Source organism: Streptomyces sp. Ag109_G2-15 (assembly GCF_900215565.1).
Taxonomy (GTDB): Bacteria; Actinomycetota; Actinomycetes; order Streptomycetales; family Streptomycetaceae; genus Streptomyces; species Streptomyces diastatochromogenes.
Window position 1 is genome coordinate 757,293 of record NZ_OCNI01000002.1, and the last position, 25,429, is coordinate 782,721.

Annotated in this window: 19 protein-coding genes, 1 pseudogene and 1 riboswitch; of the genes and pseudogenes, 9 read left to right on the top strand and 11 right to left on the bottom strand. The window is 70.5% G+C overall.

Going from position 1 to position 25,429, the window contains the following annotated elements:
* The first annotated feature begins 147 nt into the window (after positions 1 to 147).
* Positions 148 to 513, top strand: coding sequence for a nuclear transport factor 2 family protein (locus tag CRP49_RS39905; protein ID WP_097258269.1), 366 nt, complete (start codon positions 148 to 150; stop codon positions 511 to 513).
* 24 nt (positions 514 to 537) lie between these two features.
* Here the strand turns inward: CRP49_RS39905 and CRP49_RS39910 are convergent, their stop codons facing one another.
* On the bottom strand, positions 538 to 1,086 hold the full coding sequence (locus CRP49_RS39910) for a MarR family winged helix-turn-helix transcriptional regulator (protein ID WP_097258270.1): 549 nt from the start codon (positions 1,084 to 1,086) through the stop codon (positions 538 to 540).
* Positions 1,087 to 1,146: 60 nt separating this feature from the next.
* Between CRP49_RS39910 and CRP49_RS39915 the strand changes: the two genes are divergently transcribed.
* Complete coding sequence (locus CRP49_RS39915; protein ID WP_097258271.1) at positions 1,147 to 1,989, top strand: hypothetical protein; 843 nt, start codon at positions 1,147 to 1,149, stop codon at positions 1,987 to 1,989.
* A gap of 492 nt (positions 1,990 to 2,481) precedes the next feature.
* Positions 2,482 to 2,562: riboswitch (ZMP/ZTP riboswitch) on the top strand.
* 23 nt (positions 2,563 to 2,585) lie between these two features.
* On the top strand, positions 2,586 to 3,434 hold the full coding sequence (locus CRP49_RS39920) for a bifunctional 5,10-methylenetetrahydrofolate dehydrogenase/5,10-methenyltetrahydrofolate cyclohydrolase (RefSeq protein WP_097258272.1): 849 nt from the start codon (positions 2,586 to 2,588) through the stop codon (positions 3,432 to 3,434).
* On the opposite strand, the gene CRP49_RS39925 is transcribed toward CRP49_RS39920, so the two are convergent.
* Complete coding sequence (locus CRP49_RS39925) at positions 3,435 to 4,418, bottom strand: CU044_5270 family protein (RefSeq protein ID WP_097258273.1); 984 nt, start codon at positions 4,416 to 4,418, stop codon at positions 3,435 to 3,437.
* Between the two features lie 119 nt (positions 4,419 to 4,537).
* Complete coding sequence (locus CRP49_RS39930; RefSeq protein WP_097258274.1) at positions 4,538 to 5,086, bottom strand: RNA polymerase sigma factor; 549 nt, start codon at positions 5,084 to 5,086, stop codon at positions 4,538 to 4,540.
* Positions 5,087 to 5,192: 106 nt separating this feature from the next.
* Between CRP49_RS39930 and ctaD the strand changes: the two genes are divergently transcribed.
* Both ctaD and CRP49_RS39940 read left to right on the top strand, forming a co-directional pair.
* On the top strand, positions 5,193 to 6,818 hold the full coding sequence (gene ctaD, locus CRP49_RS39935; protein ID WP_097258275.1) for a cytochrome c oxidase subunit I: 1,626 nt from the start codon (positions 5,193 to 5,195) through the stop codon (positions 6,816 to 6,818).
* Positions 6,815 to 7,150 (top strand): hypothetical protein, encoded by a 336-nt coding sequence (locus CRP49_RS39940; protein WP_097258276.1) that lies wholly within the window; start codon positions 6,815 to 6,817, stop codon positions 7,148 to 7,150. The genes ctaD and CRP49_RS39940 overlap by 4 nt, the downstream gene beginning before the upstream one ends.
* Before the next feature lie 63 nt (positions 7,151 to 7,213).
* Here CRP49_RS39940 and CRP49_RS39945 read toward each other — a convergent pair whose 3' ends face one another.
* A complete protein-coding gene (locus CRP49_RS39945) occupies positions 7,214 to 7,657 on the bottom strand; it encodes a MarR family transcriptional regulator (protein ID WP_097258277.1) in 444 nt (147 codons plus the stop codon).
* A 388-nt stretch (positions 7,658 to 8,045) separates the two neighbouring features.
* Positions 8,046 to 8,126: pseudogene (locus CRP49_RS46155) on the bottom strand (deaminase); the annotation flags it as partial.
* A 278-nt stretch (positions 8,127 to 8,404) separates the two neighbouring features.
* On the opposite strand from CRP49_RS46155, the gene CRP49_RS39955 reads away from it, so the two are divergent.
* Together CRP49_RS39955 and CRP49_RS39960 are read left to right on the top strand one after the other, a co-directional pair.
* Positions 8,405 to 9,553: a sialidase family protein gene (locus CRP49_RS39955; protein WP_143670097.1), complete on the top strand. Its 1,149-nt coding sequence runs from the start codon at positions 8,405 to 8,407 to the stop codon at positions 9,551 to 9,553.
* Positions 9,554 to 9,802: 249 nt separating this feature from the next.
* Positions 9,803 to 10,531, top strand: a complete 729-nt coding sequence (locus CRP49_RS39960; protein ID WP_097258279.1) for an MBL fold metallo-hydrolase — start codon at positions 9,803 to 9,805, stop codon at positions 10,529 to 10,531.
* 109 nt (positions 10,532 to 10,640) lie between these two features.
* Here CRP49_RS39960 and CRP49_RS39965 read toward each other — a convergent pair whose 3' ends face one another.
* Together CRP49_RS39965 and CRP49_RS39975 are read right to left on the bottom strand one after the other, a co-directional pair.
* Positions 10,641 to 13,874 (bottom strand): NACHT domain-containing NTPase, encoded by a 3,234-nt coding sequence (locus CRP49_RS39965; protein ID WP_143670098.1) that lies wholly within the window; start codon positions 13,872 to 13,874, stop codon positions 10,641 to 10,643.
* Positions 13,875 to 13,893: 19 nt separating this feature from the next.
* Entirely contained in the window at positions 13,894 to 15,867 is a 1,974-nt protein-coding gene (locus CRP49_RS39975; protein ID WP_097258282.1) for a ricin-type beta-trefoil lectin domain protein, read from the bottom strand.
* Positions 15,868 to 16,101: 234 nt separating this feature from the next.
* On the opposite strand from CRP49_RS39975, the gene CRP49_RS39980 reads away from it, so the two are divergent.
* Positions 16,102 to 17,331 (top strand): glycosyltransferase, encoded by a 1,230-nt coding sequence (locus CRP49_RS39980; RefSeq protein ID WP_097259287.1) that lies wholly within the window; start codon positions 16,102 to 16,104, stop codon positions 17,329 to 17,331.
* A gap of 158 nt (positions 17,332 to 17,489) precedes the next feature.
* Here CRP49_RS39980 and CRP49_RS39985 read toward each other — a convergent pair whose 3' ends face one another.
* Entirely contained in the window at positions 17,490 to 18,515 is a 1,026-nt protein-coding gene (locus CRP49_RS39985) for an alcohol dehydrogenase (protein ID WP_097258283.1), read from the bottom strand.
* Positions 18,516 to 18,660: 145 nt separating this feature from the next.
* Positions 18,661 to 19,338, bottom strand: a complete 678-nt coding sequence (locus CRP49_RS39990; RefSeq protein ID WP_097258284.1) for a TetR/AcrR family transcriptional regulator — start codon at positions 19,336 to 19,338, stop codon at positions 18,661 to 18,663.
* A gap of 139 nt (positions 19,339 to 19,477) precedes the next feature.
* Between CRP49_RS39990 and CRP49_RS39995 the strand changes: the two genes are divergently transcribed.
* Positions 19,478 to 20,731 carry a YncE family protein gene (locus CRP49_RS39995; RefSeq protein WP_097258285.1) on the top strand — a complete coding sequence of 418 codons (1,254 nt, stop codon included), beginning with the start codon at positions 19,478 to 19,480 and terminating at the stop codon, positions 20,729 to 20,731.
* Between the two features lie 55 nt (positions 20,732 to 20,786).
* Here the strand turns inward: CRP49_RS39995 and CRP49_RS40000 are convergent, their stop codons facing one another.
* Together CRP49_RS40000 and CRP49_RS48625 are read right to left on the bottom strand one after the other, a co-directional pair.
* Positions 20,787 to 22,661 (bottom strand): cellulase family glycosylhydrolase, encoded by a 1,875-nt coding sequence (locus tag CRP49_RS40000; protein ID WP_097258286.1) that lies wholly within the window; start codon positions 22,659 to 22,661, stop codon positions 20,787 to 20,789.
* 82 nt (positions 22,662 to 22,743) lie between these two features.
* Positions 22,744 to 25,353: a GTP-binding protein gene (locus CRP49_RS48625; RefSeq protein ID WP_257033795.1), complete on the bottom strand. Its 2,610-nt coding sequence runs from the start codon at positions 25,351 to 25,353 to the stop codon at positions 22,744 to 22,746.
* Positions 25,354 to 25,429: the final 76 nt, after the last annotated feature.

A 25,429-nucleotide genomic window follows, 5' to 3' on the forward strand; every position in this document is an offset into this window, starting at 1 on the left:
CCGCCCGGACACGGTCCCCGGGCGCCGCTCACCCGTCAGGCGGACCACGTCGGCTGCGCTTGCCGTCGCCGCCGGGGCGGAGGAGCCTCGGAGGTGGGGCCCGTGCGGCCCGCTTCCGCCGGGCCAGGGCGCCTTAAGGAGGTCACCATGGGCGCTGCGACAGGATCCGCCTTCGACACCGAGACACTGCGCCGGGGCATAGAAGGGAACACCGGGAACACCCTGCTCGCCCTCTACGCGGACGACGCGGAGATCCGCATCATCGACCGCAACACCCAGCCCAGCCATCCCAAGGTCCTGCACGGCCGGCGCGAGATAGCCGAGATGCTCGACGACGTCTACAGCCGCGACATGACGCACAAGCTGGACCAGTGCGTCATCCAGGGCGACCGCGCCGCCTACTCCGAGTCCTGCGAGTACGCGGACGGCACCCGGGTCCTCGCCGAGTCCATGATCACCCTGCGTGAGGGGAAGATCGCCGAACAGATCCTGATCCAGGCATGGGACGAGTAGGAAGGAAGGTCGCGAGGGTCCAGGTCACCTCCCGGCTGACCTGGACCTTCTCGGCCCGGGCGACGCTGGGCCGGGCGCGTCCGCGCCGCCCTCGGTGGCCAGGACCAGTTTCCGCAGCAGGTCTGCAAGCGTCCGCCGCTCTTCTTCGGTCAGCGCTGCGAGCAGCACGCCCTCACCCGCGTCCTCCGCTGCCGCGTGCGCCTCGAACGCGGCATGCCCGGCCTCGGTGAGCCGTACCCGCACCCGTCGGCGGTCGCCGGTCTCGTGGGTACGGGTGATCAGCCCGGCCTCCTCGACGGGCGCGAGCCGCGCCGACAGCGCACCGCGGGTCAGCCCGAGCCGGTCGGCGAGCTGCGAGGGACTGGACTCGTACGGCGGCCCGGACCTGCGCAGCATCAACAGCACCTTGTACTGCCAGTACTTCAGCCCGTCGGAGTCCAGCACCTCCCGGCGGGCCTGGGCGGTGTGCCGACCGAGGATCGCCAGCCGGGCGATGATCGCCTCTTTCACCGGGTCCAGCCAGTCCAGTTCGCGCACCCAGACGGCCACGTGCCGGTCCACCGAGTCCTGCACTGCCTGCCTCCCGCAGTGGTTTTCTTGTGGATCATTTTTCGGGTAACTACTTTGCCCGGCATGACACATGCTGCGCACGCCTTCGTCGATGTCGATGAACTTCTCGATGCCATAAAGGAGTTGAGTGTCGCGGGCCGCTGGGACCGGGCCGCACGGCTGCTGGCCTCGGTCACCGTCGAAGAGCCCGCCGACCACGCGCGACTCACCCGGGCCGCCGCCGAAGTCGCCCTGGACCGCGACTGGTTCGCCGGGACGGACACCGCGGCCGAGCGGATCGATGCAGCCGAGAAGGAGTTCCCGGACGGCGACTGGGACACGGACTTCCTCCGGCTCAGGCACACCTACTCCCGGCTGCTCCTGGTCGACGGCGCCCTGCGCATCGGCCCGGACGGCAAGGACCCCGAGGCTCTCGCCACCCTCCTCGACCGGGCACGGGAGCTGCACGCCGGGGCCCCGGACGAGGTGCGCCGGGGCTGGGCGGCGATGTACCGCGGGCTGATCACGGAGAACCACTTCGCCGACCGGACGGCCGCCGCCACGCACTTCACGGACGCGCTGCGGGCCGGGGAGGACGGCGCGGACGGTCTACTGGCCCGCGAGGCACTGCGGCACCTCGGCGGTCAGGACCACGACACCGGAGACCACGAGCGGGCCGGGGAACGCTGGCGCCGGGCCACCGCGCTGGGCGCCCGGGCCGGCACGGTGCCCGGCACCCTCTCCCAGCAGCTGCTGCTGGCCGTCCTGGCCCGGGACGCGGGCGACGAGGCGGGCGCCGTCGCGCTGGCGGCGGAGATCGTCCGCTGGGCCGAGGCCATCGGCGCGGACCGGCTGGCCGGCCAGGCGTCGGCGTTTCTCACCGGGACGGATCCGACGGCGCTGCCCGCTGCGACGGACACGGACTGAGGACCGCCGCTTGCGTCGGCAGACGCGGGCTGGGCCCGGGCCGACGGGGCGGCACCGTCCTGGCGACCAGAGCGGGGGCGCCGGGCGGGCGCCGGGCATGCCCGTGCGGGGAGCTGGCCCCGCCCCCGGCATCCACCCACGCCGGCCACCGCGGTCTGGGCCCGGGACCGACACGGCCAACACCGCCCGAACCACCAGAGCGGGGCGCCGAGCATGCGCCGGGAATGCCCGTGCCGGAGGGGAGCCGCCCCCCCGCCCCGACATCCACCCACGCCGGCCAGCGCGGTCTGGGCCGGGTTGGCGCGGCCGACACTGCCCGAACCACCAGAGCGGGCGCGCCGGGCATGCGCGCGCGGGAAGCTGCCCCCGCCCCGGCATCCACCCACGTCCGCCGACGCGACCTGGGCCCGGGCCGGCGCGGCCGACACCGCCCGCACGCCAGCCGCATCGGCCGACGCAGCCTCAGTGCCGCTCGTGCTCTCGGTTAGTCTGTGGGCGGGCCGTGACTGGCGCTGAGGTGGAGTACCACCGGGGAGCGGTCCGTGGAGGATGCCGCGCGCCTGGGCGATGAAGGTCAACCCAGCTCAGGAGTGCAGATGACACAGGCCCGGCTCATGGACGGCACCGCCCTCGCCCGCCGCATCGTCGAGGAGACCGCGAAGAAGGCCGCCGATCTCACCGAACGGACGGGCAGCGCGCCCTGTCTGGCCACGGTGCTGGTCGGCGAGGACCCGGCGTCCGTCACCTACGTCCGCATGAAGCAGAACCGCTGCCGCAAGGCCGGCATCGAGTCCCGGCACGTGGCGCTGCCCGCCGCCACGACCACCACCGAACTCGTCGGCGCCCTGCGGGAGTTGTCGGCCGACCCAACCGTGCACGGCATCCTGCTCCAGCACCCGATGGGCGACCACATCGACGAGCGGGCCGCGTTCGAGGCGATCGCGCCGGAGAAGGACGTGGACGGCGTCACCTTCGCCTCGTTCGCCACAATGAGCTTCGGTCTGCCGGGCTTCGTCTCCTGCACGCCCGGCGGCATCCTCAGGCTGCTCGACGAGTACGACGTCGACCCGGCAGGGAAGCGGGCCGTGGTGGTGGGCCGCAGCGCCATCCTCGGCAAGCCGGTGGGCATGCTGCTCCTGGCCCGCGACGCGACCGTGACGTACTGCCACTCGCGCACCCGGGATCTGTCGGCCGCGGTGCGCGAGGCCGACATCGTGGTCGCCGCCGTGGGCCGGCCGCGCCTCATCCGGGGGCAGGACATCAAGCCGGGCGCGGTCGTCATCGACGCGGGCTACAACCCCGGCAACGTCGGCGACGTCGACTTCGACTCCGCCGTGGAGCGGGCCTCGCTGATCACGCCGGTGCCGGGCGGCGTCGGCCCGATGACGATCGCCACCCTGCTGGAGCAGACCGTCGACGCCGCCGCCCGGCAGCTCGGGGTGTGATCAGCGCATCCAGGCGCTGTAGTCCATGACGTCCCCGGCCTTGACCCCCCACTCGGGCTCGTCCTGGGTGAAGGTGGTCTCCAGGCCGAGGACGGCTCCGGTGCGGGGGTCGAGGATGAGCATGCGCCGACCTCCCCCGCCCTCGCCGCCGTACACGTACGCCTGCCCCGGGCGACCGAGGCGGTCCGTCACCTGCCCCACGGGCCGCAGCCCCTGGGCGTCCGCCAGGACCCGGACGAGCGCCGCCGACTCACGGGCGCCGAGCGTCCAGTGGTCGAGCAACTCCCTGACGGCGTCGAGGAGTTCGGGGGTGCGCGGGGAGTCGGTACGGACGGTCTCGGCGAGGTAGTCGCGCAGGGCGGCCGGGGTGTGCGGCGGGCGTGCCTCGGGCGGGTCGTCGCTCCAACTCGGCGGGTAGGTGGTCCGGCTGAGGACGTGACCGTCCTCGACCAGTCGCGGCTCGCCGCCCTCGTCGGTGAGGACCGGGCGGCCGCGGTGACGCGGGTCGGTCGCCACGACCAGCTCGGTGTGGCTGTCGTCCGCCCTCCAGCGCACGACCCGCTCCTCGGGGAGGGTGACGGGCGGCTTGTCGTCACTCATGCCGAGGCTCCACGACTGCACATGCGTGCCCTTGAGCAGGCTCGGTGTGTCGTCCTGCGCGGCCGCATCGGCAAGGCCGGCCAGCTCCTTCAGGGGTACGGGCGTGGAGTGGGCCCGGACGGTCAGCGGGCGCGGCGCGGCGAGGGCCGGCGGGGTGCTCGGGCCGCCGATCAGCACGGTCAGGGCGGTGACCAGGACGACTGCGGTTGCGGCGAGGCCCCAGAGCAGCCGGGCACGCGGGACGATACGGCGGAGCGGCCGGTCCTCGCTCATCAGCCGCCGGAGCCGCCGCTCGGCGCGGTGGTCCAGCGGCCCGTCGCCGAAGTGGGGGCCGTCGGCCGGCACCGGGTTGGCGCGGCGGAGGAGTTCGAGTTCTTCAGCCATGTCGGTGTTCCTTGCAGGGCGTCGCGTCAGCAGCGGGCGCGGGTGGGCAGGGCGGTCGCCCCGGGCGGTGTCCCGTGCCGGACGGAACGGCGAATGCGAGAGACAGGGCAGGCCGAGCGCTAGCCATGACCGAACCCCCTCGGTGGCAGCGCATCGACGGCCGCCGGGGGACGCAAGCGGTCGATCTGCGTCTTGAGTCGCTGCCGGGCCCGGTGCAGTCGCATGGCCGCCGCCCGTCTGCCGCAGCCCAGGGCCACCGCGATCTCCTCGGCGCCGAGTTCCTCCCATGCCGCGAGGCGGAGCACCTCCTGGTCCGCCGGGGTCAGCCGGGCCAGTGCCTCGTGCACCCAACCGCCGGGGGCCTCCGCGTCGGGGCTGTCCACGATGTGCCGGCCGTGCGCCGCCTCGTCGTTGCCCAGCCGGTCCAGCAGCCGGCGCCGCCGTCCGTAGCCGCGTACCGCGTTGGCCAGGCAGTTGCGTGCCACGCCGTACAGCCAGGGCAGCGGCGTTGCGGGCAGGTCGGCGCGGCGGCGCCAGGCCACCGTGAACACCTCCGCCACCACTTCCTCCACCTCGTCGGCCCGCCCCTCCAGTCGCCTGGCGACATAGCGGCTGACCGCCCAGTAGTGCTCGCGATAGGCAGCGGCGAAGATCTCGTCGTTGCTCATGTTCGGTTGGTGTCCGGCACTCCCCGGATCGTCACACCCTTCTTCCGTGATGCTCGTCGCGCCGTCCGAGTGTGACCCGCGCGCCGGGCGCGGACACAGGCGGGGTGTGAAGAGGATCAGAGACATCAGGGCCGTACGGTGGCTGACGACCACCGATCACAAAACGATCGGAACGCTCTACTTGGTCACGTCGTTCGCGTTCTTCCTGATCGGTGGCGTGATGGCGCTGCTGATGCGCGCCGAGCTGGCTCGCCCCGGCCTGCAGATCATGTCGAACGAGCAGTTCAACCAGGCGTTCACGATGCACGGCACGATCATGCTGCTGATGTTCGCGACGCCGCTGTTCGCCGGCTTCACGAACTGGATCATGCCGCTCCAGATCGGCGCGCCGGACGTCGCCTTCCCCCGGCTGAACATGTTCGCCTACTGGCTCTACCTGTTCGGCTCGACCATCGCGGTCGGCGGCTTCCTCACCCCGCAGGGTGCGGCCGACTTCGGCTGGTTCGCCTACTCCCCGCTGTCGGACGCGGTCCGCAGCCCGGGCATCGGCGCCGACATGTGGATCATGGGTCTGGCCTTCTCCGGCTTCGGCACCATCCTCGGCGCGGTCAACTTCATCACCACGATCATCTGCATGCGTGCCCCGGGCATGACCATGTTCCGCATGCCGATCTTCGTGTGGAACGTGCTGCTGACCGCCGTTCTGGTGCTGCTCGCCTTCCCGGTCCTCGCGGCCGCGCTGTTCGCCCTGGAGGCGGACCGCAAGTTCGGTGCGCATGTGTTCGACGCGGCAAACGGCGGAGCCCTGCTCTGGCAACACCTCTTCTGGTTCTTCGGCCATCCAGAGGTGTACATCATCGCGCTGCCGTTCTTCGGCATCATCTCCGAGGTCATCCCGGTCTTCTCCCGCAAGCCGATGTTCGGCTACATGGGTCTGATCGCGGCGACCATCGCGATCGCCGGTCTGTCCGTGACGGTGTGGGCCCACCACATGTACGTCACCGGCGGTGTGCTGCTGCCGTTCTTCTCCTTCATGACGTTCCTGATCGCCGTCCCGACCGGTGTGAAGTTCTTCAACTGGATCGGCACGATGTGGCGCGGCAGCCTCTCCTTCGAGACGCCGATGCTGTGGGCGATGGGCTTCCTGGTGACGTTCGTGTTCGGCGGGCTGACCGGGGTGATGCTGGCCTCGCCGCCGCTGGACTTCCCGACCTCAGACACCTATTTCGTCGTGGCCCACTTCCACTACGTCATCTTCGGCACGGTCGTGTTCGCCATGTTCGCGGGCTTCCACTTCTGGTGGCCGAAGTGGACCGGCAAGATGCTGGACGAGCGCCTCGGCAAGATCACCTTCTGGACGCTGTTCATCGGCTTCCACGGCACGTTCCTGGTGCAGCACTGGCTGGGCGTGAACGGTATGCAGCGCCGGATCCCCGACTATCTGGCGGTCGAGGGGCTCACCACGCTCAACACGGTCTCGACGATCTTCTCGTTCCTGCTCGGCTGCTCGATGCTCCCGTTCTTCTACAACGTCTGGAAGACGGCCAAGTACGGCGAGAAGGTCGAGGCCGACGACCCGTGGGGCTACGGCCGTTCGCTGGAGTGGGCGACCTCCTGCCCACCGCCCCGGCACAACTTCCGCTCACTCCCGCAGATCCGCAGTGAGTCGCCGGCGTTCGACCTGCACCACCCCGGCATGCCACCGCGGAAGCGGGAGTTGACCGCACGATGAGCACCGGAGAGGAACGGGCGCTCGTCCAGCAGATCGAGGGCCATCTGCTGCTCACCGCCGCACGGGAGGAGGGCCGTACGGCGGCGGCCCGGGTGGCCTCCCGGCTCGGCTGGCTCACCGACACCCAACGGGAAGACCTGGAGCGGCACTTCGAGACCGAGTACCTGGCCCTGGCCGGAACCTCGTGGCGGCGCACCGCCGAACGCGCCGAGGAGTTGCGGCAGACGTACGAGGCCCGGTACCGGGCGCTGCGGCAGCGGCTGGTGGCCTGGTGCGTGCTGGGCTGTGCACTGTCGGCGGCGGCGAGCCTGGTGGTGCTCGCCGCCGCCTAGGTCGCGCGGGAACCGGGGTCCGCGTCCCGCCTCGTACGATGACGCATCGGCTCGGCCGGGCGGTCAGGTGGTCAGCGCCGCAAGTTCCGCGTTGGCGCGCCCGGCGACCAGGGAGAGGACGCGGCCGGCGGCGGCCAGGTCCTCGGCGGGTATCCCGCCCCAGATCCGTGCGGTGACGGGGGCGGTCTCCGCGCCGATGACGGCGAGCAGCTCGCGCCCTGCGTCCGTGGGGCGAAGGTGCGCGCCGTCCGCGACGAGCAGCCGCTTGGCCTGCAACTCGTCAAGCGTGGCGCGGATGTCGGCCGGATCGGCCTTGAGGGAGCCCCGGACCTGGGTGACGAGATCATCCGGCGCCTGCGGGGCATCGGCACTGATGGCGGCGCGCAGGACGATCTGCTGCTGAAAGGTGATGCCGTGCCGCGCCAGGACGTGCTCCAGGACGCCGCGCGCGGCGTAGTGGGCCAGGCCGAGGGCGCGGGCGTCGGCGACGGGTGCGGTGGTGGTCATGGTGGTGTCCCCTGAGTTCTCTCGTCGTTCGGTACGGATGGAGCGAGAGGTGCGTCGAGCAGGGTCGTCAGCTCGTCGGTGAACGCGCGTCCGCGGGGCGACGAGGCCGCCGAGCGGCTCCAGCAACTGTTCAAGCAGTCTGCCGACTCCAGAGCACGCGCCGGCTTCAAGACGTACAGCGCCTCCAGGCCTGTGTGGTCGGTGAGTCGACGCTGACTGGGCCGCTCACCGGCGCGCTGCATGCCGTGCAGCGACGCGACCAGTGAGTACTGGGCATGGGGCTCGGCGAACCATTGCTCATACCGAATAGACTACATGGCTACTATATCCATGGCTACTATTTTCCGGCGGAGTGCCGTCAGCGGACGACGCCGAGGACCTGCTTCTACAGGGAGCGGAGGATCGTGGTCTCGCCCCAGTTGGAAACCAGCTTGCCCTCGGTGAGGGTGGTGGAGACGACGTACTTCGACTGTCGGCGGCGGCGAGCCATGCGAGGGCCACGTCGGCCCGATCGGCACCCTCCCGTGGTGGTACGAGACGGGGATCTACTCCTCCGGCGACCCAGCCGTGGCGATCGGGCCGCGCCCGGTCAACGGGCGCTTCTCGTGGGCGAACGGATCACGCGTCTACTACGCGAACCTGGCGGAGAAGTTCAAAAACCGGACCACCCTCAAGAGCGGTGCGGGCATCGGTGTCTCTCGCCTTGACAACCCCACGCCGTCGCGCGTGCGGCAGAAGTCGAGCTGGATGAGACCGGTCATCCTTGAAAGCAACGATCCAACCAGCTTCCGGGACAAGGACCAGATCTGGGCCGACAACGCCGCATCAAGCCGGTACTTCGGGCACACGTACACGTGCTTCAACGACTACCTCATCGGCGAGGATGAGTCTCAGGCTCAGGTCCCTCTGATCGTGGCGACCTCGGCCGACGGCGGGGACCACTGGACGGAGAAGGTGGTCGCCCGCGGCATGGACCCGTCCTTCGGACATCAGGGGTACATCGGGTGCACCGTCCGCACCGACAGCCACGGAGCCGTGTACCTGTTCGCGGAGAGCTACCAGGCACACGACCTGTCGAACCTTCCGACCAGGGGCGAACACGTCGTTTTCAAATCGTTCGACGGCGGCAAGCACTGGACCAAGCCACACCGGCTCTTCTCCTTCACCGACGAGTGTTACTTCATCGACCCGCTCTCCGGCCGCTGCGTGATGGACGGATACACCGGAGCACGTACCGAAAACGCCGCAGCCCCAGAGGTCGACATCGCCAATGGCGCCCCGACCGGCGCCGGCGCGACCAACCTGATCATCGACGCCTGGAGCGACGGCAGCGCGGGCCTCAACCACGAGCAGGTCCGGGCCTCGTGGTCCTCCGACCGCGGGAGTCACTGGCACACACCGGTCGCCGTAGGCCGCCCCGGAGACCGTCCGCTCTACGCCGCGCCCGCACTGTCCCCGACCGGTGACCGCGCCTACATCGCCTACGCCGCCGTGACCTCGCCGTGGCGCGGATCGGACGTGAACTCGCCACGGCCCTATCACGGCGTCTTCCTCAGCGCCCCCATCGCCGTCAACCACCACAACTACGGCCACGACGACGGCCCGGGGCGGTGGACCACCGTCTACAACGGCCCGGTCGCAGACCTGCGCGCCGGCTACCCGGGCCACCGGCTGCGCGAAGAGCGCATCGGCGACTACGTATACGCCGCGGCAAGCCGCAAATACGGCGTCGGTGTGTGGATCGACATGCGCAACGCGGCGGTCTGCCAGCCGATCCAGGACTGGCGAGGGAAGTCACTCGCTGCCGGAGAGCCGGTCTTCCCGGCGCCCTGGCCGCTTGTCGATTGCCCGGCCACCTTCGGCAACACCAACGTCTGGGCCGCCACCACAGGCTGACCCGAGACAATCCCACGCCGCGAGCCGGCGTCGGAGCAAAGAAGACGGGCGAGCCAACTGACAGCAACCGAATCTCCGGCAGCCGACCTACTGAAGTCCCAGCGGTGCGGGTCGTGCGGGATCAGTGGGGCCGGCGCGCGGGTGGGGGCGGCAAGCCGGGCCGTCGAGCGGCCTTCGGTTGCCGACGCCTCACGCGGAGCTGTCGGCGGTTGATGGCCCTGTCGACTGCACTTGTGGGAGCATGCGCCGGTGCGCGAGCTGACTGTGCTGGGGACGTGTGGCGCCTGGCCGGAGGCCGGGCGGGCGGCGAGCAGCTTCCTACTGGAGGCTGACGGGTTCCGCCTGGTCCTGGACCTCGGCTACGCGGCGCTGCCCCGGCTGCTGGGGCGGTGCACGGCGAGCGAGGTCGACGCCGTGGTCATCACCCACGAACACCCCGACCACTGTGCGGATCTGAGCGCGCTCTGCCGAGCGTTGCTCTTTGGCGCGGGGCGCGACGGGCGTGTGCCGTTGTACTGCCCGCCGGGGGTGCTCGGGCGGGTGCAGGCGATGGAGCCGACCGAGGACCTGCGCGAGGTCTTCGACCCGCATCCGCTGCCGGGTAGCTACGAGGTCGGTCCCTTCCGGCTGGACGGGCGGCTCCTTCCGCATCATGTGCCGCACGCGGGCGTGCGGTTGACGGCGCCCGGACTGACCGTGGCCTACAGCGGCGATGCCGGGCCCGACCCTGCGCTCGGCGAACTGGCGGCCGGGGCGGACCTGCTGGTCGCCGGAGCGACGCTGCAGGGTCCGGCTGTCGACCCGCATCTGCTCAGCGCGGCCCAGGCCGGGCAGTGGGCTGCCAGCGCGGGAGCGAAGCGCCTGCTGCTCACACACTTCTGGCCAGGCGCCGAACGCCAGCGATCCGTCGCGGAAGCGCAGGGCGCGTACCACGGGGAGATCCTGGCCGCAGGTGAAGACATGGTGCTCGCACTTTGACTCGTCAGCATCATCACGCCGTGCCGGGACAGCGCTGCGCGAGACGCCGTTGGCCAGCTCAGTGCAGCCCCATCCCATGAACATTTCGACTCAGCGCGAGCGCCGGCTGTCACTCGCCGCGCAGAGTCCTGAACCGGGCGGCCTCGGCACGTCCCTGGAGCAGCTCGCGCAGCTCAGCGGGGGCATGTACTGACAACACATCGACGAGATGCTGCACGTCCTGTGGGGGGAAGCGCTTCAGGTCGCGATCCAGCAGGCCGACGAGCACTGGCCTGAGGTGCCGCATGACCGGGCCGTCTCGGTCGGAGACGAGGAGCGCGTTGCCGACGCGCCGATACAACACCTGGGTCTCCTCCAGAGACATCCCGATCTCGCCCTCCAGCCACAGCTTCAGCAGATCGTGGACGATCGAGGTGGCGGGTCTGCCACCGCCCCCGTTGAACGTGGTGAGCAACGGGCCCAAGGACTCGAACAACGGGCGCAGGGCCTGAAGGGCCACGCCGTCGTTCGTCCCCGCCGAGAGATCCATCTTGTGCCAGATCTCGTTCCAGTAGGTGCGCTGCCACAGAACGTCCTCCTGTTCCTGTGGCACTGGGTAGATCCAGTGCGCGTCCATCGCCTCTGGGATGGCCGGTTCGCCCTGCCGAAGACGAATCGTCAGATCACGCCGGTCTCCGTCGCGGGTCCGTCGCAGGATCAGGGGCGAGGCAAAGTCCGTCCACTGCGGCTCCTCCAAGGAGGAGCGCCACAGCAGCGCGCGACTGTGCCATGCGTCCCCCGGGTCGTCCTGGGTGGGAAAGAGCGAGCTGACCGTCGTCTCCCCTGTCAGCAACAGCACGAACATCACGAGGTTGGCGCTGTATATGCCCTGCCGGACAGTGGCCCGCATCCGCTGGGGAAGGTAGGCCGGATACGGCTGGTCGGCACGCAGCTCACGTTCGCCCAACACACGGATGACGAGGCGGGACAGGCGCTCACGATCGTCCTCCGGCAGCTGTTCGACGCGCGCCCGGGCGAAGCGGAGCATCTGCCGGGAGAAGGCGGGGGCGAACGAGAGCAGCGCGAACAGCATGTCGTCGTTGAGCGGTTCACTGCCCATCGAGAAGACGGGGCGGTGGTCGAGAAGTCTCGTCAACAGCTGCACGGCGAGTCGCGCGGCCAGGTACTCCCCGAACGTGGCGTGCAGGAACTCGTAGGTGGACAGCGTCTGTCCACCCCTGATCGACTGCGCGCGCTGCACGAAGAAGAAGCGCCCGAGGGTGATCTCAGCCTGTCCCAGAGGTTCCCGGAAACCCGATGCCCCGTGTGCGTGCCGTCCCAGCAGCGCGGCCAGATCCTGTTCGAGTTCAGCCGTCGAGGCCCATTGGCGCCGCCGGTTGAGCATGGCGAAGGCGACGAGTGACAGCCGCTGGAGCTCTCGCTCCAAGAGGTCGTCGATCTGAGTGTCCCGCAGGGTGTCCCGGGAGTCCTTGGCCACCTCGCGCCGAGCGAACGAGCCGAGCAGTGCCTCGTACAGATCTGCCTCACCCAGTGGGCGCTCGTCCGCGCCCTGCAGGTCGTTCCCTGCCGCGTGATAGAGAGCGAGCATCGTCAGGAGCAGTGGCTGCCCGGCGAGGGTGCGATGCGGCTCGAGCAGCTCCCAGGTGAGTGGCGACAGGCGCCGGGCGGTGAAGTGGCGGGCATTGGAGAGGTTCCACTGTTGGAGCCAAGCCTCGATCTGCTCCCGCCGGAACGGCTCCAGGCGCATCGCGACCGTTCCCTGCGGATAGCGGACCCGATCCGCCACCGTGGTCCGGCTGGTGACCAGGGCGAGGACCGGACGTCCCTGTTCCGATTCCCGCTCCTGAAAACGGGCCACCTTCACCAGGAAGTCGTTCTGGTGCACTCCGGTGGTCTGCAGCAGTTCGTCGAACCCGTCGAGCAGGAGGACCGGTAAGGCGGCGCCTGCCGACCGCACCAGTGCGGGCCAGGCGACCTGCTCTCCGGTGGCGTCACGGACGGCTTGTTCGAGCTGGTCCTGAAGTTCGTCGTCCGCGCGCACATCGCGCAGCGCCACTCGCACCGGCAGGAATCCAGCGGCCGGCAGCCGCGCCGCGAGGATCCGGGAGAGGACGGACTTGCCCGCGCCCGGCTGCCCCAGCACCAGCAGAGGAGCGAGGGTGAGTCCCTCCGACGTCAGGACGCCTGTCAGATACTCGGTGAGGTCCTGTCGTAACGGTGCTTCCTCCCACCAGTCCTCGGCGGCGGGACTGCCTTGCCCGTCGACGGCACGTACCCTGAAATCAGGGTCCAGATATGCCTCGCCCAGCGTCGGCACCCGCATGCCCTCCGGAGTGGACTCGGCGTCGAGGATGCGGCGGTTCAGGGCCGCCAGGTGTGCCCGGGACAGGGCCTGGGCGATGTCCACCGGCGGATCCTGCACAACGATGGACGAGGACAGAAGCGATTCCAGCCCGGCGAGCGCCCGCCGCAGTTCGGTGCGCGTGGCCTGGTGTTCCAACCGGCCCGACCAGTAACGGAATTCGGGGGCCTCGACAGCCAGTCGGGAGTACAGCGCCTCGTACTGCTCGACCGCGCGCTCGGGCAGTGCGTCGTGCACCGTGTCCGCGATCTCCGAGCGGATGGACGCAGGCAGTTCCTCCCACAAGGCCAGTCCCCGCAGGAAGTTGACGACTCGAGAGGCCAGGCGCCGGTACCAGAGCCGGAGTTCGACGAGGGTGTCCTCGTACGGCAGATGAGGGGCGGGACGTGGAGCGTCCACCTGCGTCATGGTCTGCGCGAATCCCTCGTCGGAAGGCGGTCGGCCGCCCGCGAGGGTGATCTGTTCACGACGACTCAGCAGCAAGTCGTTCAGCGACAGGGGTGGGTCCTCCTGGACCAGGGCTTCGAAAGCTTGTTCAAGGATCTCGAAGAACGCCAGTACGACGATCACGGTGTGGGCGGCCTCCAGAAGCTGGGTGCGTTCCACCCGCCCATGAGCGCGTCCCAGTCGTGCGCCCACGCCACGCGCCGCGTCGCGTCCCAGACCGAGGATTCTCCCGCGAGCGTCGAACATGCCGAGCAGCCCGCCGCTCAGACCGCCCGTGGCCAGATTGAGCGCTCCCGCGATCGCTCGGTCCAGCGCTGCCATGGCGGGAGGGTCCTCGCCCAGAAGTATCAGCGCGTCTCCGAAAGACAGCGTCCTCCGCGGCCCCACAGCACCCCCCATGGATGTGCACTCGCCGGCACCGCGACCAGCCTGGCACAGATCCCGTATGAGGTCCCACTGTTCGTCCGGGAGATGCCCACGCCCCGCACCGAGATCATCACGGAGCGGGGCGTGGCATGAGGCTCGGTTCGACAACCCGCCCTCGGCGGAGGTGTCAGGTCCGGGACCACTTCTGGTTGTCGCCGCCGTTGCAGCTCCACAGCACGAGGTTGGAGCCGTTGCCCGTGCCGCCGTTGTACGCGTCCAGGCACAGGCCCGCGTTGACGTTGGTGATCGTGCCGTCGGCGTTGACGTTCCACTGCTGGTTGCTCTGGCCGTTGCAGTCCCAGATCACCACCTTGGTGCCGTTGGTGGTGCCGAGGTTGTAGGCGTCGAGGCACTTGTCGCCGTAGACCACGAGTTCCTTGCGGGCGGTGTAGGTCCAGGCCTGGTTGGCGCCGCCGTTGCAGTCCCAGAGTTCGGCCTGGGTGCCGTTGGTGATCGTGTTGTTGTAGATGTCGGCGCAGCGGCCGGACTGTTTGCCGGTGAGCAGGGTGGCGTCGGTGCCGGGGACGGGTCTCACCGTGAGGGTGCCCAGGGTGGGACCGCCGGTCAGGGTCAGGGAGTTGGCCGATCCCTTGGTGAGGTGGACCTGGACCGAGACCGTGCCCGGGGTGGATCCGGTGGGCGGGAAGGAGACCGTGGTGGCGGTCTGCCCGTTGACCTGGAGCGTGCCGGTGACGGCGGTGGACGCCGTGTTGGTGTAGGTGAGGTCGACCACGTCCAGGCCGGTACTCGCCGCGCTCACGCCGGTGGACTTCCCGGTGGACGTCGCGCTGTAGCTGCTGCTCGCCGCCTCGGTGCCGGTCACCTTGAGCATCACCGAGCCGCCCCCCGGGACGCTGGTCGTGTAACTCGTGGCGTACGAGCCGAGGTTCTTCTGCGTCCACAGGTCGCGGACGCTCGCCGAGGCGCCGGTGAGGCCGAGGTCGGACCAACGGACGGTGATGTCCTTGGCGGCGGAGGTGCGGTTGAGCAGCACGACGGCCCGGTTCCCGGTGCCGGAGAGGACCTTGCCGTACACCTGGAGGCCCGTGGTGTCCTCGGCGACCTTGACGCCCTGGAGGCCGCGCGGGTCCTGGTCGACGGCGATGACGTCCGGGTTCTTGAGGATGGCCGCCGTCTCACTGGTCATGGCGGTGAGGTCGTTGCCGGCCAGCAGCGGGGCGCCGGAGATCGCCCACAGGGACATATGGGTGCGGTTCTGCGCGGCGGTGAAGCCGGGCATGCCGACCATCAGCATGTCGGGGTCGTTGTAGTAGCCCGTGTGCTGTGCGTCCGGGTGCAGGGCCTGGTCGAAGTTGGACAGCATGTTGGTCTGCGAGGGCGCGTTGCCGTAGTAGACGATGTCCGTGCTGGTCCGCCACATGGGGGCGAGGCCCGGCGCCCAGTTCCAGGGGTTCTGGTAGCCCCAGTTGCAGATCGAGAGGGTCAGCGGGCGGCCGGTGGCGGCGCTGGCCTTGGTGACGGCGGAGCTGATCGCCTTGTACGTCGTCGCCGCGTCGAGTCCTTCGGCGTCGCCGCCGCACCAGTCGACCTTCACGAAGTCGAAGCCCCACTTGGAGAACTGGAGCATGTCCTGGTCGTAGTGGCCCTCGCTGCCGGTGTTCGGGGCGGCGGGGCGGCCGGTCGGGAAGTAGTAGCCGCAGCCGTTCTTGCCCGCGTCGGTGTAGATGCCGGCCTTCAGGCCCTTGCTGTGGATGTAGTCGGCGATGGCGCTCATGCCGCCGGGCCACTCGGAGGTGTCGACGGTGATGTTGCCGGCACTGTCCCGGGTGCCCTGCCACCAGCCCTCGTCGATGTTGACGTACTGGTATCCGGCGGCGGGCAGTCCGGCCGAAACGAATGCGTCGACCTGCTGCTTGATGACGTTGTAGTCGATCTTCGCGGCGAAGCTGTTCCAGGAGGCCCAGCCCATGGGGGCGGTGGGGACGGACACCTGGCGGGTGGTCGCCGCCTGCGCCGGGCCCGGCTGGGCGAACAGGAGGGCGGCGGCCGCGGTCAGGACGAGGACCAGGGCGCGTACGGCGGCGGTTCTGCAGCGTCTGGCGGTTCTGCAGCGTCTTGCGAGACCGGGTGGGGGGTACATCGGCTCCTCCGCGTGCGGGACGGAATGCGTGGGTGATCGGGATGGCGATCGGCACTTTGAGCGATCGGTATTTCGAACATGGATCGGTTAGTCGAACATGCTGCGCGCCGACCGTAGAGCCGCCCGGGGGTGAAGTCAACGGATGCGGCAGGCGTGAAGTCGACGGGTGGGCCGGGTCGTTGGACCTCTGTGCGGCGCGGCGCCGCCATACTGTCCGCCATGCGGGTTGCCATCATGACGGCGGGATCCCGGGGCGACGTGGCCCCCTACACCGGTCTCGGGTACCGGCTCGGCCGTTCCGGGCACGAGGTCACCCTGGTCACCCACGGCTGCTTCGAGCCACTGGTGGCGGGCTCCGGGGTGCGGTTCCACGCGCTGCCGGTCGATCCGCGCGCGGAGCTGGAGTCACCTCGGGGCCGGGGGCTGCACCGCAGTACCAGCGGCGCCGGGAAGCTGGTGCGGGTGGTGGAGCTGGCCCGGCGGCTGGTCGGGCGGATGACCGACGACCTGGTGGCGGCGGCGCGGGAGAGCGATGTGCTGCTGCTGTCGGCCTCGCTGGCGCCGCTCGGGCATGCCGTCGCCGAGGGACTGCGGCTGCCGAGCATGGGCCTCTATCTGCAACCTCTGGCGCCCACACAGGAGTTCGCCCCTCCGGTGCTCGGTGGCGGCACGTTCGGAGCCCCGGGTAACCGGCTCGCCGGGCACAGTGTGAACCTCGCCGTGGAGCGTGTCTTCGCCGCCACCGTGCCCGCGGTCCGCGCCCGCCTCGGGCTGCCCCCGGTCCGCACCGGTCCCGCTCGGCGGGCCAGGGAGCGACGGCTGTGGCCGGTGCACCACGGCTTCAGTCCGCTGGTGGTGCCCCGGCCCCGGGACTGGCGGCCGGGTCTGGGCGTGTGCGGCTACTGGTGGCCGTACGACACCGAGCCCGAACTCCCGCACAGGTTGCGGGAGTTCCTCGACGCCGGTCCGCCGCCGGTGTTCGTCGGGCTGGGCAGCGCCACCGTGCCGGACGCCGGCCGGCTGAGCGCGCAGGTCGTGGCGGCGCTGCGGCGGGCCGGGCTGCGCGGGGTGATCCAGCGCGGCTGGGGCGGCCTCGCGGCGGACGGCGACGACATGCTGACCATCGGCGAGGTGGCGCACTCGGCGCTGTTCCCGCGGATGGCCGCCGTGGTCCACCACGCCGGAGCGGGCACGACCGCGGCGGGCCTGCGCGCCGGGGTACCGGCCGTGCCGGTCCCGATCCAGTTCGACGAGGGGTTCTGGTCCGCCCGGCTGGTGTCACTGGGCGTCGCCCCGACCACCGTGCCACTGCGCCGGCTGACCGTCGGCGCCCTGTCCACGGCGCTGCTGCGGGCGACGCGCGAGCCGTCGTACGGCGAGCGGGCCCGGGCACTCGGTGCACGGATCCGCGCGGAGGACGGGGTGACGCCGGTGCTGGACTCGCTGGAGAGAGCGGGCGGCTGACCTTCAGCCGCTGGTGAGCACCGTGCGGATGCGGGCCCTGTCCACCGCAGCCGCCGGTGAGCACCATCCCGAAGCCGACCCTGCCCACCACCCTGCTCCGCGCGGACGACGGCGTGACGCCGGTACTCGACGCGCTGGACAGGCTGGGCGGCTGACCCTCAGCGGCTGGTCAGCACCATCCGGAAGCGGGCCCTGCCTGCGAGCATCTTCTGGTAGGCCTCGTCGGCGCGCTCCAGTGGTACGGGCTCGGTCATCGGGCGGATGCCGTGCAGGGCGCTGAACGCCATGGTGTCCTCCACGTCCTGGGACGTGCCGGACGGGTGGCCGCGGATCACGCGGGCGCTCATGAGCAGCTGGACCGGGGTGATGGCGAGTGGTTCGATGTCCGCGCCGATGACCACCAGCTCACCGCGGTGGGTCAGGCCGTCCACGGTGGCCGTGATGGCCTCGGAGTTCCCGGCCGTGGCCAGGACGACCTTGGCGCCGCCGAGGGACTGCAGCGCCTCGGCGACCGGGGTGCCGGAGGTGCTGTCGACGTAGTGGTGGGCGCCGAGCTGCTTGGCGAAGTCCGCCTTCTCGGGGCCACGGGCGATCGCGACAGTCTCGAAGCCCATCGCGACCGCGTACTGCACTCCGAGGTGGCCGAGGCCGCCGATGCCGAGCACGGCCACCACGTCCCCGGGCCGGGCGGAGCTGCGCCGCAGCCCGTTGAAGACGGTCACGCCGGCGCAGGCCATCGGCCCGGCGTCGCTCGCGGACAGCCCGTCGGGGATGCGGGCCAGGGCGTCTACGGGCGCGATCACCTTCTCCCCGAAGCCTCCGTCATACGCCCACCCCGGGACCTTCAGGTTCGGGCACACGATGTAGTCGCCCTCGCGGCAGGGCCTGCAGTGGCCGCAGCTGCCGCCGAACCAGCCGACGGCCACCCGGTCGCCGACCCGCCATCCGCGCTCGTGTGCCCCTTGGCCCAGCTCCTCCACGTGCCCGGCGATCTCGTGCCCGGGGACCTCCGGGAACGTCACGCCCGGTAGCCCGCCGCTCACGAAGAGGGCGTCGCTGTGGCAGATGCCGCACGCCTCGACGGCGATCCGCACCTCGCCGGGCCCGGGCTGTGGCACCTCACGCTCGGCCAGCTCGAACGTGCCGTTCAGGGCGGTCACCTGCGCGACTCGATAGGTACTCATGCGTATCTCCGGAGAACGGGTACGAAAGCCCCCCGGTCCAGCAGACCAGCTCCGGGCCCATCGCGCGCGTCGAACGGTACGACCCTGCGGTCACACCACCCGTGACCTGGGGAAACCTGACCCGGCGGGACCGAGCCGGGGCCGATCAGTCGGTCTCGGGATGCCAGCCCTCGGGACGCCAGCCCTGCGGCTGCAGGATGCCCAGCAGTTGGCGGACGAGCTCGTCGACGACCTCGTCCAGGTTCGCGTCCACCCAGCCGGCGCTCCAGTCGTGCAACAGGCCGTTGACGCTGCCGATGAAGGCCGTGGCCGCGAGGCGGTAGTCGCGTGGCGCCGCCTCCCCGCGGGCCACCGCCGCGTCCGCCTCGGAGCGGATCAGGTCGACCCAGCGGGCCCGGCGGGCGAGCCGCTGCTCCTCCAGCCGGGGGCTGACGCCGATGATCTCCACGAAGGCGATGCGGATGCGGCGCGGGTCGGAGGTGACGTCGCGGGCGTAGGCGCGGAACAGCACCGCGACCCGTTCGGCCAGTGGCAGCCCCTCGGCCGCCGCGAGCGCGTCCAGCACCGCCTGTTCCGCCCAGCCGTTGACCTCCAGGTGCAACGCGGCGAGGACGTCCTCCAGGGTACGGAACTCCTCGTAGAACTGGCGGGTGGACAGGCCCGCGGCCTGGCTCAGTGCCGCGACCGTCGTGGCACGGAAGCCGGGGCTGTCGCCGAACGACTGCAGCGCCGCGTCCAGGAACCGGCGGCGGCGCTCGGCCTGCCGTTCTTCCGCGGACCTGCCGCCGTAGCGGCCCGTCGGCGCCCTGAGCCTCCCCGTCACGCTTCCCCCTCCGTCACCCACCGGCAGCCCAATCTTGTCGTGCACACATCTTGTCGAGAAGGGCACCCCCTCCTTACTTTTCAGTAAGTTCACTGTGAATCCGCCCGTGTTCAGATTTCCCCGAGGAAAGAGAACAGTCATGCCTGCCTCCAGAACCAGGCACCTTTGCTCCGTGGCCGCCGCCCTCGTCCTGACCGTCGCCGGCCCGGCGACCGCCGCCTCCGCCGCCTCGTCCGCCGCCCCGGACCTGCGCGAGGTGCTGTTCGTGGGCAACAACTGGGACGGCACCGCCGATGTCATCAAGTCCTCCGGCGACTTCGCGAAGGTCGGCCGGATCAACGTCATCCCGGACAAGGACCAGCGGATGGCGGAGATCAACGCGGACCCCATCAAGTGGATCTACTTCATGGCGATCCGCAACAGCGTCGGCGAGGGCCACGACCAGTTCGCCGACGACATGTACTCCACCCCGGACGGCAAGTCGGTCGTGGTCTCCCGCCCGAGCTACGCGGACGTCGTCTCGATCGACCTGGCGACCAACAAGGTCAACTGGCGTTTCCCGGTGTCCGGTTACCGCGCCGACCACATGGCGGTCTCGCCGGACGGCACCCGGGTGGCGGTCTCCGCCTCGACCGCGAACACCGTACACGTGCTGGACATCAACACCGGTAAGCAGCTGGGGTCGTTCGCGACCGGTGACAAGCCGCACGAGAACATCTTCACCAAGGACGGCAAGTACATCTGGAACATGGCCATCGGGGACGTCAACACCGCCCTGGACGACCCGGCCTGGGACTGGACGAAGGGCGACCGGCACATCACGGTCGTGGACGCGACCACGTACAAGCAGGTCAAGGTCATCGACATGCGCCAGCGGCTGGACGCGATCGGACTGAAGGACTTCTCCGACGCCGTACGGCCGGCCGTGTTCTCCCCCGACGAGTCGAAGCTCTACTTCCAGGTGTCGTTCTTCAACGGGTTCCTGGAGTACGACGTCGCCGCCGACAAGATCACCCGGGTGAAGACGCTGCCGAAGAACCCGGCGACCAGCGAGGACCGCACCACCTGGGTCAACGACTCGCGCCACCACGGAATTTCGATGAGCCCCGACGGCACCAAGCTGTGTGTCGCGGGCACCATGGACGACTACGCCACGGTGGTGGACCGGGCCACCCTCCAGGAGGGTCCGCTGGTCACGACCTCCAAGCCGTACTGGGCCACGGTCAGCGGTGACGGCAAGGACTGCATCGTCTCCGAGAGCGGCGCCGACCAGGTCACGGCGATCGACTTCGCCACGGGCAAGAAGGTGACGTCGATCCCGGTCGGCGACCATCCGCAGCGCGTCCGGCTGGGGCATGTGCAGGCCGACTGGACCGGCCCGAGCGGGAGTTGAGCGGCTGTCGTACGGCCTCCGGGTTGCCCCACTCGCCCCGGAGGCCGTACCGCTGTCAGAAGCGCGCCGCCGCCCAGGAGGCCAGCTCGGACCTGGCGGCGCTCAGCAGGTCCGCCGAGGGCGCCGTGGCCCCGTTGGTCACCAGGGCGTAGTGCAGGACGCCGGAGTCCGTGTCGGTGAGCAGCAGCCGGCGGCTGCCGGTGCCGCCGGGCTCGGGGGCCACGCCGAGCGGGGTCGAGGCGGTGTAGGCGGGCGGTGCGTAGGCCGTGCCCAGGTCGGAGACGACGGTGGTCGCCGAAGTGGGGAAGGACGCCGGCAGGTGCAGCTCGGTCGGTGCGGTGCCGCTGCCTGAGCGCCACACCAGCAGTCCGTACTGGCCCGAGCCCACCAGCCGTGCCACGTTTGGGAGCGAACTCGGCACCGGGTTCCAGGTCAGGGTGGTCGAGCCGTCCCGGGAGCGGTCCTCGTAGGTGAAGGCGAGGGTCGAGCCGGCGGTGGCGCTCGGGTAGACGCGGTCGAGCAGCCGGGCGTCCTGACGGAGGGTCACGTTCCCGGAGTCGTCGAGCTTCACGGCGGAGAGGTCCTCGTCGTTCCAGGCGTCGCCGGCGGTGAGGACCTTGTCGGAGTTGCCGTTCATCAGCTCGTGGTGGCGGCCGTTGTAGAGGTCCCACTGCCACTGCGAACCGGACAGCACCGGGCCGGAGGCGGCCGGGTTGGTCCACCAACTCGCCCCGGGGACGCGGGAGTCGAGCGCCTGGTACATCGCCTTGAGCACGGTGGGCGCCTTGTCGGACACCGTGCCGGACAGCGGGTGCCCGAACTCGCTGACCACGGCAGCGGTTCCGGCGACCGAGGCGCGGTCGCGGATCGCGGCGAAGTCGGAGGTGTACTGGCCGTCGGCCGCCTTGCCCCACATCAGAATGCCGGAGATGGCCTTCTGGTCGTAGAAGTGGGTGTTGAAGACATAGCGCGGGCCGAGGGTGCCCGCGTCCAGCAGTCCGCCCTCCTGCTTCTGGGTGGAGATGTTCGCGTTCCAGAAGAGGTTGGGCTCGACGAAGGCGGGCTTGTCCTGCCAGCCGGCGGCGTCCATGCGGGCGCGGAACTTCACGTAGAACGGCCAGAGCAGGTCGCGTTCCCAGGTGCGGGAGGCCTGCCCGGAGTCGTAGCTGCCCGCGTACGGCTCGTTGTACGGGTCGAAGCCGACGACGCCCGCGAACTCGCCGTCGGTGAGGTGCTGTTGGAGGTACGTCATGGCCGTCTGGGCCGTGGTCAGGAAGGCGTCCTGCAGGCCGTAGGCGTTGTGCCAGAAGTCGTACTGCGCCTTCTGCACGGCCGTGTTCTGGGTGATGTTCTGCCCCCAGAAGAGGCAGATGCCGCAGGACTCCTTGGGATAACCTCCGGCGTCCACCGCCCACTTGGGGGCGCCGTCGCCCGTGTACCAGCTGCCGGTGTTGAACAGATGGCGGGAGTAGAGGTCCTGGTGGAAGTCGGGGTAGACCCGGATGCCCGCGTCCAGGAAGGCGCGCATCTGCTCGGTGACCGCGGCCAGGTAGGCGGTGTCCACCTGGCCGCGTACGGGTTCGGCGTGCGCCCAGGAGAGCAGGAAGCGGACGGCGTTGCCGCCGCCGAGGGCGCGCAGCGCGGTCGCCGACTTCCGGGCGTCGGCGACCGAGGCGAAGGGCAGGCCGCCGTTCTCCTCCAGTTTGGTCTCGCCGGAGACGTTGTAGCCGCGCAGCACGATCTCGCGGCCCTGGCCGTCGGTGAAACGGCCGTTCTGGACGGTGAGCGGGGCGCCGTCGAACCAGAGGGAATCGGCGGGGACGGTGGGGGTGACGGGGGTGGCGGCGGTGGCGGGCGGGGAACCCGCCACCGTCAGAAGTCCGCTGAGGACGACCAGGACAAGAAACAGACGCGCCCTGATGGTGGACATGTACACCACAGTCCGGGGATGTCGGGGCAGCGTCAATACTACTGACTCATAAGTAAGTTGACTCTCAGTCAGCCCAGCTGCCTCAGTCGCCGACCCGGCGGGTGACGTTCAGCAGGTACTCCTTCCGGTTGAGCGGGTTGTGGTCGGTGCGCGGGCGTTCGGGCAGCGGGCCGCGGGTGACCGGTGCGTAGTGGTCGAAGGAGGACTCCAGCTCGCCCTCGCCCCGGGTCAGCCCCGGCAGCCGCTGCTCCAGCTCGTGGACCCGGGCGGCGGGTACGGCACCCTCCAGGACGCCTTCCCGGCCGTGCGCCCCGGTGCTCTCCGGTACCGCCCCCAGCCGGGCCAGCACCGGGAGCAGGGCGCCCAGCGTGTCCGCCGGGGCCTCGATGCGGAAGCGGTGCATCGGCTCGTACACCAGGGTGCCCGCCCGGCGCAGCGCCTCGATCAGGACGAGCGGGGTCAGGCCGCGGAAGTCGTAGCCGGTGCTCGACATGCTCTTGTCGAAACCCTGGTGGGCGTGGCTCTGCCGGGGCGAGTAGCCGGAGTGGGTCATGGTGACCGTGCAGTCGGGGATCCGCCAGCCGTGCGGCCCCTGGCCGAGCGTCTCGCGGACGGTGTCCTCGACGGCCTTGAAGAAGGCGTACGGCATGGAGCCCAGCTCCACCTCCAGCCGGAACCGCACGCCCGCGCCGGGCGGGGCGGGGTCGACGCGCAGGCCGACGGTGGCGAGGAAGGGGTTGGGATCCCTCTTGTTGAACTCCACGGCCTGCCCGGTGCCGACCAGCCGTTCGATGCACAGGGTGGTGGTCTCCCGGAAGGTGACGTCCAGGCCGTACTCGTCGGCGAGGGTGGCCTGGATGACCTCCTTCTGCACCTCGCCGTAGAGGGAGACCGAGGTCTCCCCCCGCAGCTCGTCGTGACGGACGCCGATGAGCGGGTCCTGTTCGGCCAGCTGGGTGAGCGCGAGGTGCAGGGACCGCCGGTCGGTGCCGGGCCCCGGAACGACGACGGTCTCCAGGGTGGGCGGCGCGAAGTGGTGCTCGTACACCCGCCCCGGCACGCCGAGCGCATCACCGATCCGGATGCCACCGAGTCCCCACACCTTGGCGATCCGTCCGGCGCCTACGCGGTCCTGGCGGGTGTCGGTGCCCCGCTCGAAGACAGCGAGCCCGGTGATCCTGGCTTCCTGACGAGCGGCCCTGCCCTCGCGGCGCCCGGCCCTGCCCTCCTGGCGACCTGCCCTTTCCTCGCGGCGCCCGGCCCTGCTCTCCTGGCGACCTGCCCCGTCCTCGCGGCGCCCGGCCCTGCTCTCCTGGCGACCTGCCCCGTCCTCGCGGCGCCCGACGTTGCCCTTCCGGCGGCTGACCTTGCTTTCCTCGCTTTCCTCGCGGCGGACCTTGCCCTCCTGGCGACCGCTCTCGCTTTCCTCGCCGACGCTCCCGCGCTCGTTGTGGGCAGTCCCGCGCTCCTCGTGGGCAGCCCTGCCCATCGCGCGACCGGCCTTGCCCTCCTCGCGGACGCCCCCGCACTCGCCGTGGACGACCCCGCGCTCCTCATGGGCAGCCCCGCGCTCCCGGTGGGCAACCCCACCCATCACGCAACCGCCCTCACCCTCCTCACGGCCGCCCCCACACCCGCCGTGGACAACCTCACGCTCCCCTCGGGCAGCCCCGCGCTCCCGGTGGGCAACCCCACCCATCACGCAACCGCCCTCAGCCTCCTCGCGGACGACCCCGTCCACCTCGCCGACGACCCCACACACGCCCTGGTCAGCCCCGCCCATCGCGCGACCGCCCTCGCCTTCCTGGCGGCAGGCCTCGCCCACCTCACCGCCACCCCCGAACGGCACCCGATCCCGCACCCGCAGCGTCCCGGAGAAGATCCGCGCATAGGCGATCTTCTCCCCCGCCGGGCCCCGTTCGACCTTGAACACCGTGCCGGACAACGGGGCGTCCGGGTCGCCGGTGGCAGGCGGGAGCAGGCGTTCGATGCCGGTGATCAGCTCGGGCACGCCGGCGCCGGTGATGGCGGAGCCGAAGTAGACCGGGTGGACCAGGGCCTGCCGGGTCTGGGTGGCGAGGGCGGTGTGGAGGCGGTCGTCGGGGACGTCGCCCGTCACATAGGCGGTGAGCAGGTCGTCGTCATGGTCGGTGAGCGCGTCCAGGGCGGACGGGCCGAGGCGGGGGACGAAGCGGGCGTCGCGGGTGCCGAGCGCGGTGGCCGTCCCCATGGGGACGAGCGGCACGGCCAGCCTGCGGGCCAGTTCGCGCAGCACGGCCTCGTCGCGGGCGCCCCGCCGGTCGATCTTGTTGACGAAGACGAGGGTGGGGATGCGCAGCCGGCGCAGGGTCCGCATCAGCACCCTGGTCTGCGCCTGGACGCCCTCGACGGCCGAGACGACCAGGACTGCGCCGTCCAGCACACCGAGCACCCGCTCCACCTCGGCGATGAAGTCGGGGTGACCGGGGGTGTCGATGAGGTTGACGGTCACCGAGTCGAGCGGGAACGACACGACCGCCGACTTGATGGTGATCCCGCGCTGCCGCTCCAGCGCGAGGGTGTCCGTCCGGGTGCTGCCGGCGTCGACACTGCCGATCTCGTCGGTCACTCCGGCCGCGTGCAGCAGCCGTTCGGTCAGGCTGGTCTTACCGGCGTCTACGTGCGCGAGAATTCCGAGATTGAGCAGATGCACTGAGCGTGATGTCCTTCGGCATGGGTGGGATTCCTTCCTGGGTGGACATGCACGCAGTGCGCATCGCCGGTCCTCT

Bases quoted from the DNA above. Each gene is read 5' to 3' on its own strand.
- CRP49_RS39905 (WP_097258269.1), top strand. From the start codon at position 148: ATGGGCGCTGCGACAGGATCCGCCTTCGACACCGAGACACTGCGCCGG.
- CRP49_RS39915 (WP_097258271.1), top strand. From the start codon at position 1,147: ATGACACATGCTGCGCACGCCTTCGTCGATGTCGATGAACTTCTCGAT.
- CRP49_RS39920 (WP_097258272.1), top strand. From the start codon at position 2,586: ATGACACAGGCCCGGCTCATGGACGGCACCGCCCTCGCCCGCCGCATC.
- CRP49_RS39925 (WP_097258273.1), bottom strand. From the start codon at position 4,418: ATGGCTGAAGAACTCGAACTCCTCCGCCGCGCCAACCCGGTGCCGGCC.
- CRP49_RS39930 (WP_097258274.1), bottom strand. From the start codon at position 5,086: ATGAGCAACGACGAGATCTTCGCCGCTGCCTATCGCGAGCACTACTGG.
- CRP49_RS39940 (WP_097258276.1), top strand. From the start codon at position 6,815: ATGAGCACCGGAGAGGAACGGGCGCTCGTCCAGCAGATCGAGGGCCAT.
- CRP49_RS39945 (WP_097258277.1), bottom strand. From the start codon at position 7,657: ATGACCACCACCGCACCCGTCGCCGACGCCCGCGCCCTCGGCCTGGCC.
- CRP49_RS39955 (WP_143670097.1), top strand. From the start codon at position 8,405: ATGAGACCGGTCATCCTTGAAAGCAACGATCCAACCAGCTTCCGGGAC.
- CRP49_RS39975 (WP_097258282.1), bottom strand. From the start codon at position 15,867: ATGTACCCCCCACCCGGTCTCGCAAGACGCTGCAGAACCGCCAGACGC.
- CRP49_RS39980 (WP_097259287.1), top strand. From the start codon at position 16,102: ATGACGGCGGGATCCCGGGGCGACGTGGCCCCCTACACCGGTCTCGGG.
- CRP49_RS39985 (WP_097258283.1), bottom strand. From the start codon at position 18,515: ATGAGTACCTATCGAGTCGCGCAGGTGACCGCCCTGAACGGCACGTTC.
- CRP49_RS39995 (WP_097258285.1), top strand. From the start codon at position 19,478: ATGCCTGCCTCCAGAACCAGGCACCTTTGCTCCGTGGCCGCCGCCCTC.
- CRP49_RS40000 (WP_097258286.1), bottom strand. From the start codon at position 22,661: ATGTCCACCATCAGGGCGCGTCTGTTTCTTGTCCTGGTCGTCCTCAGC.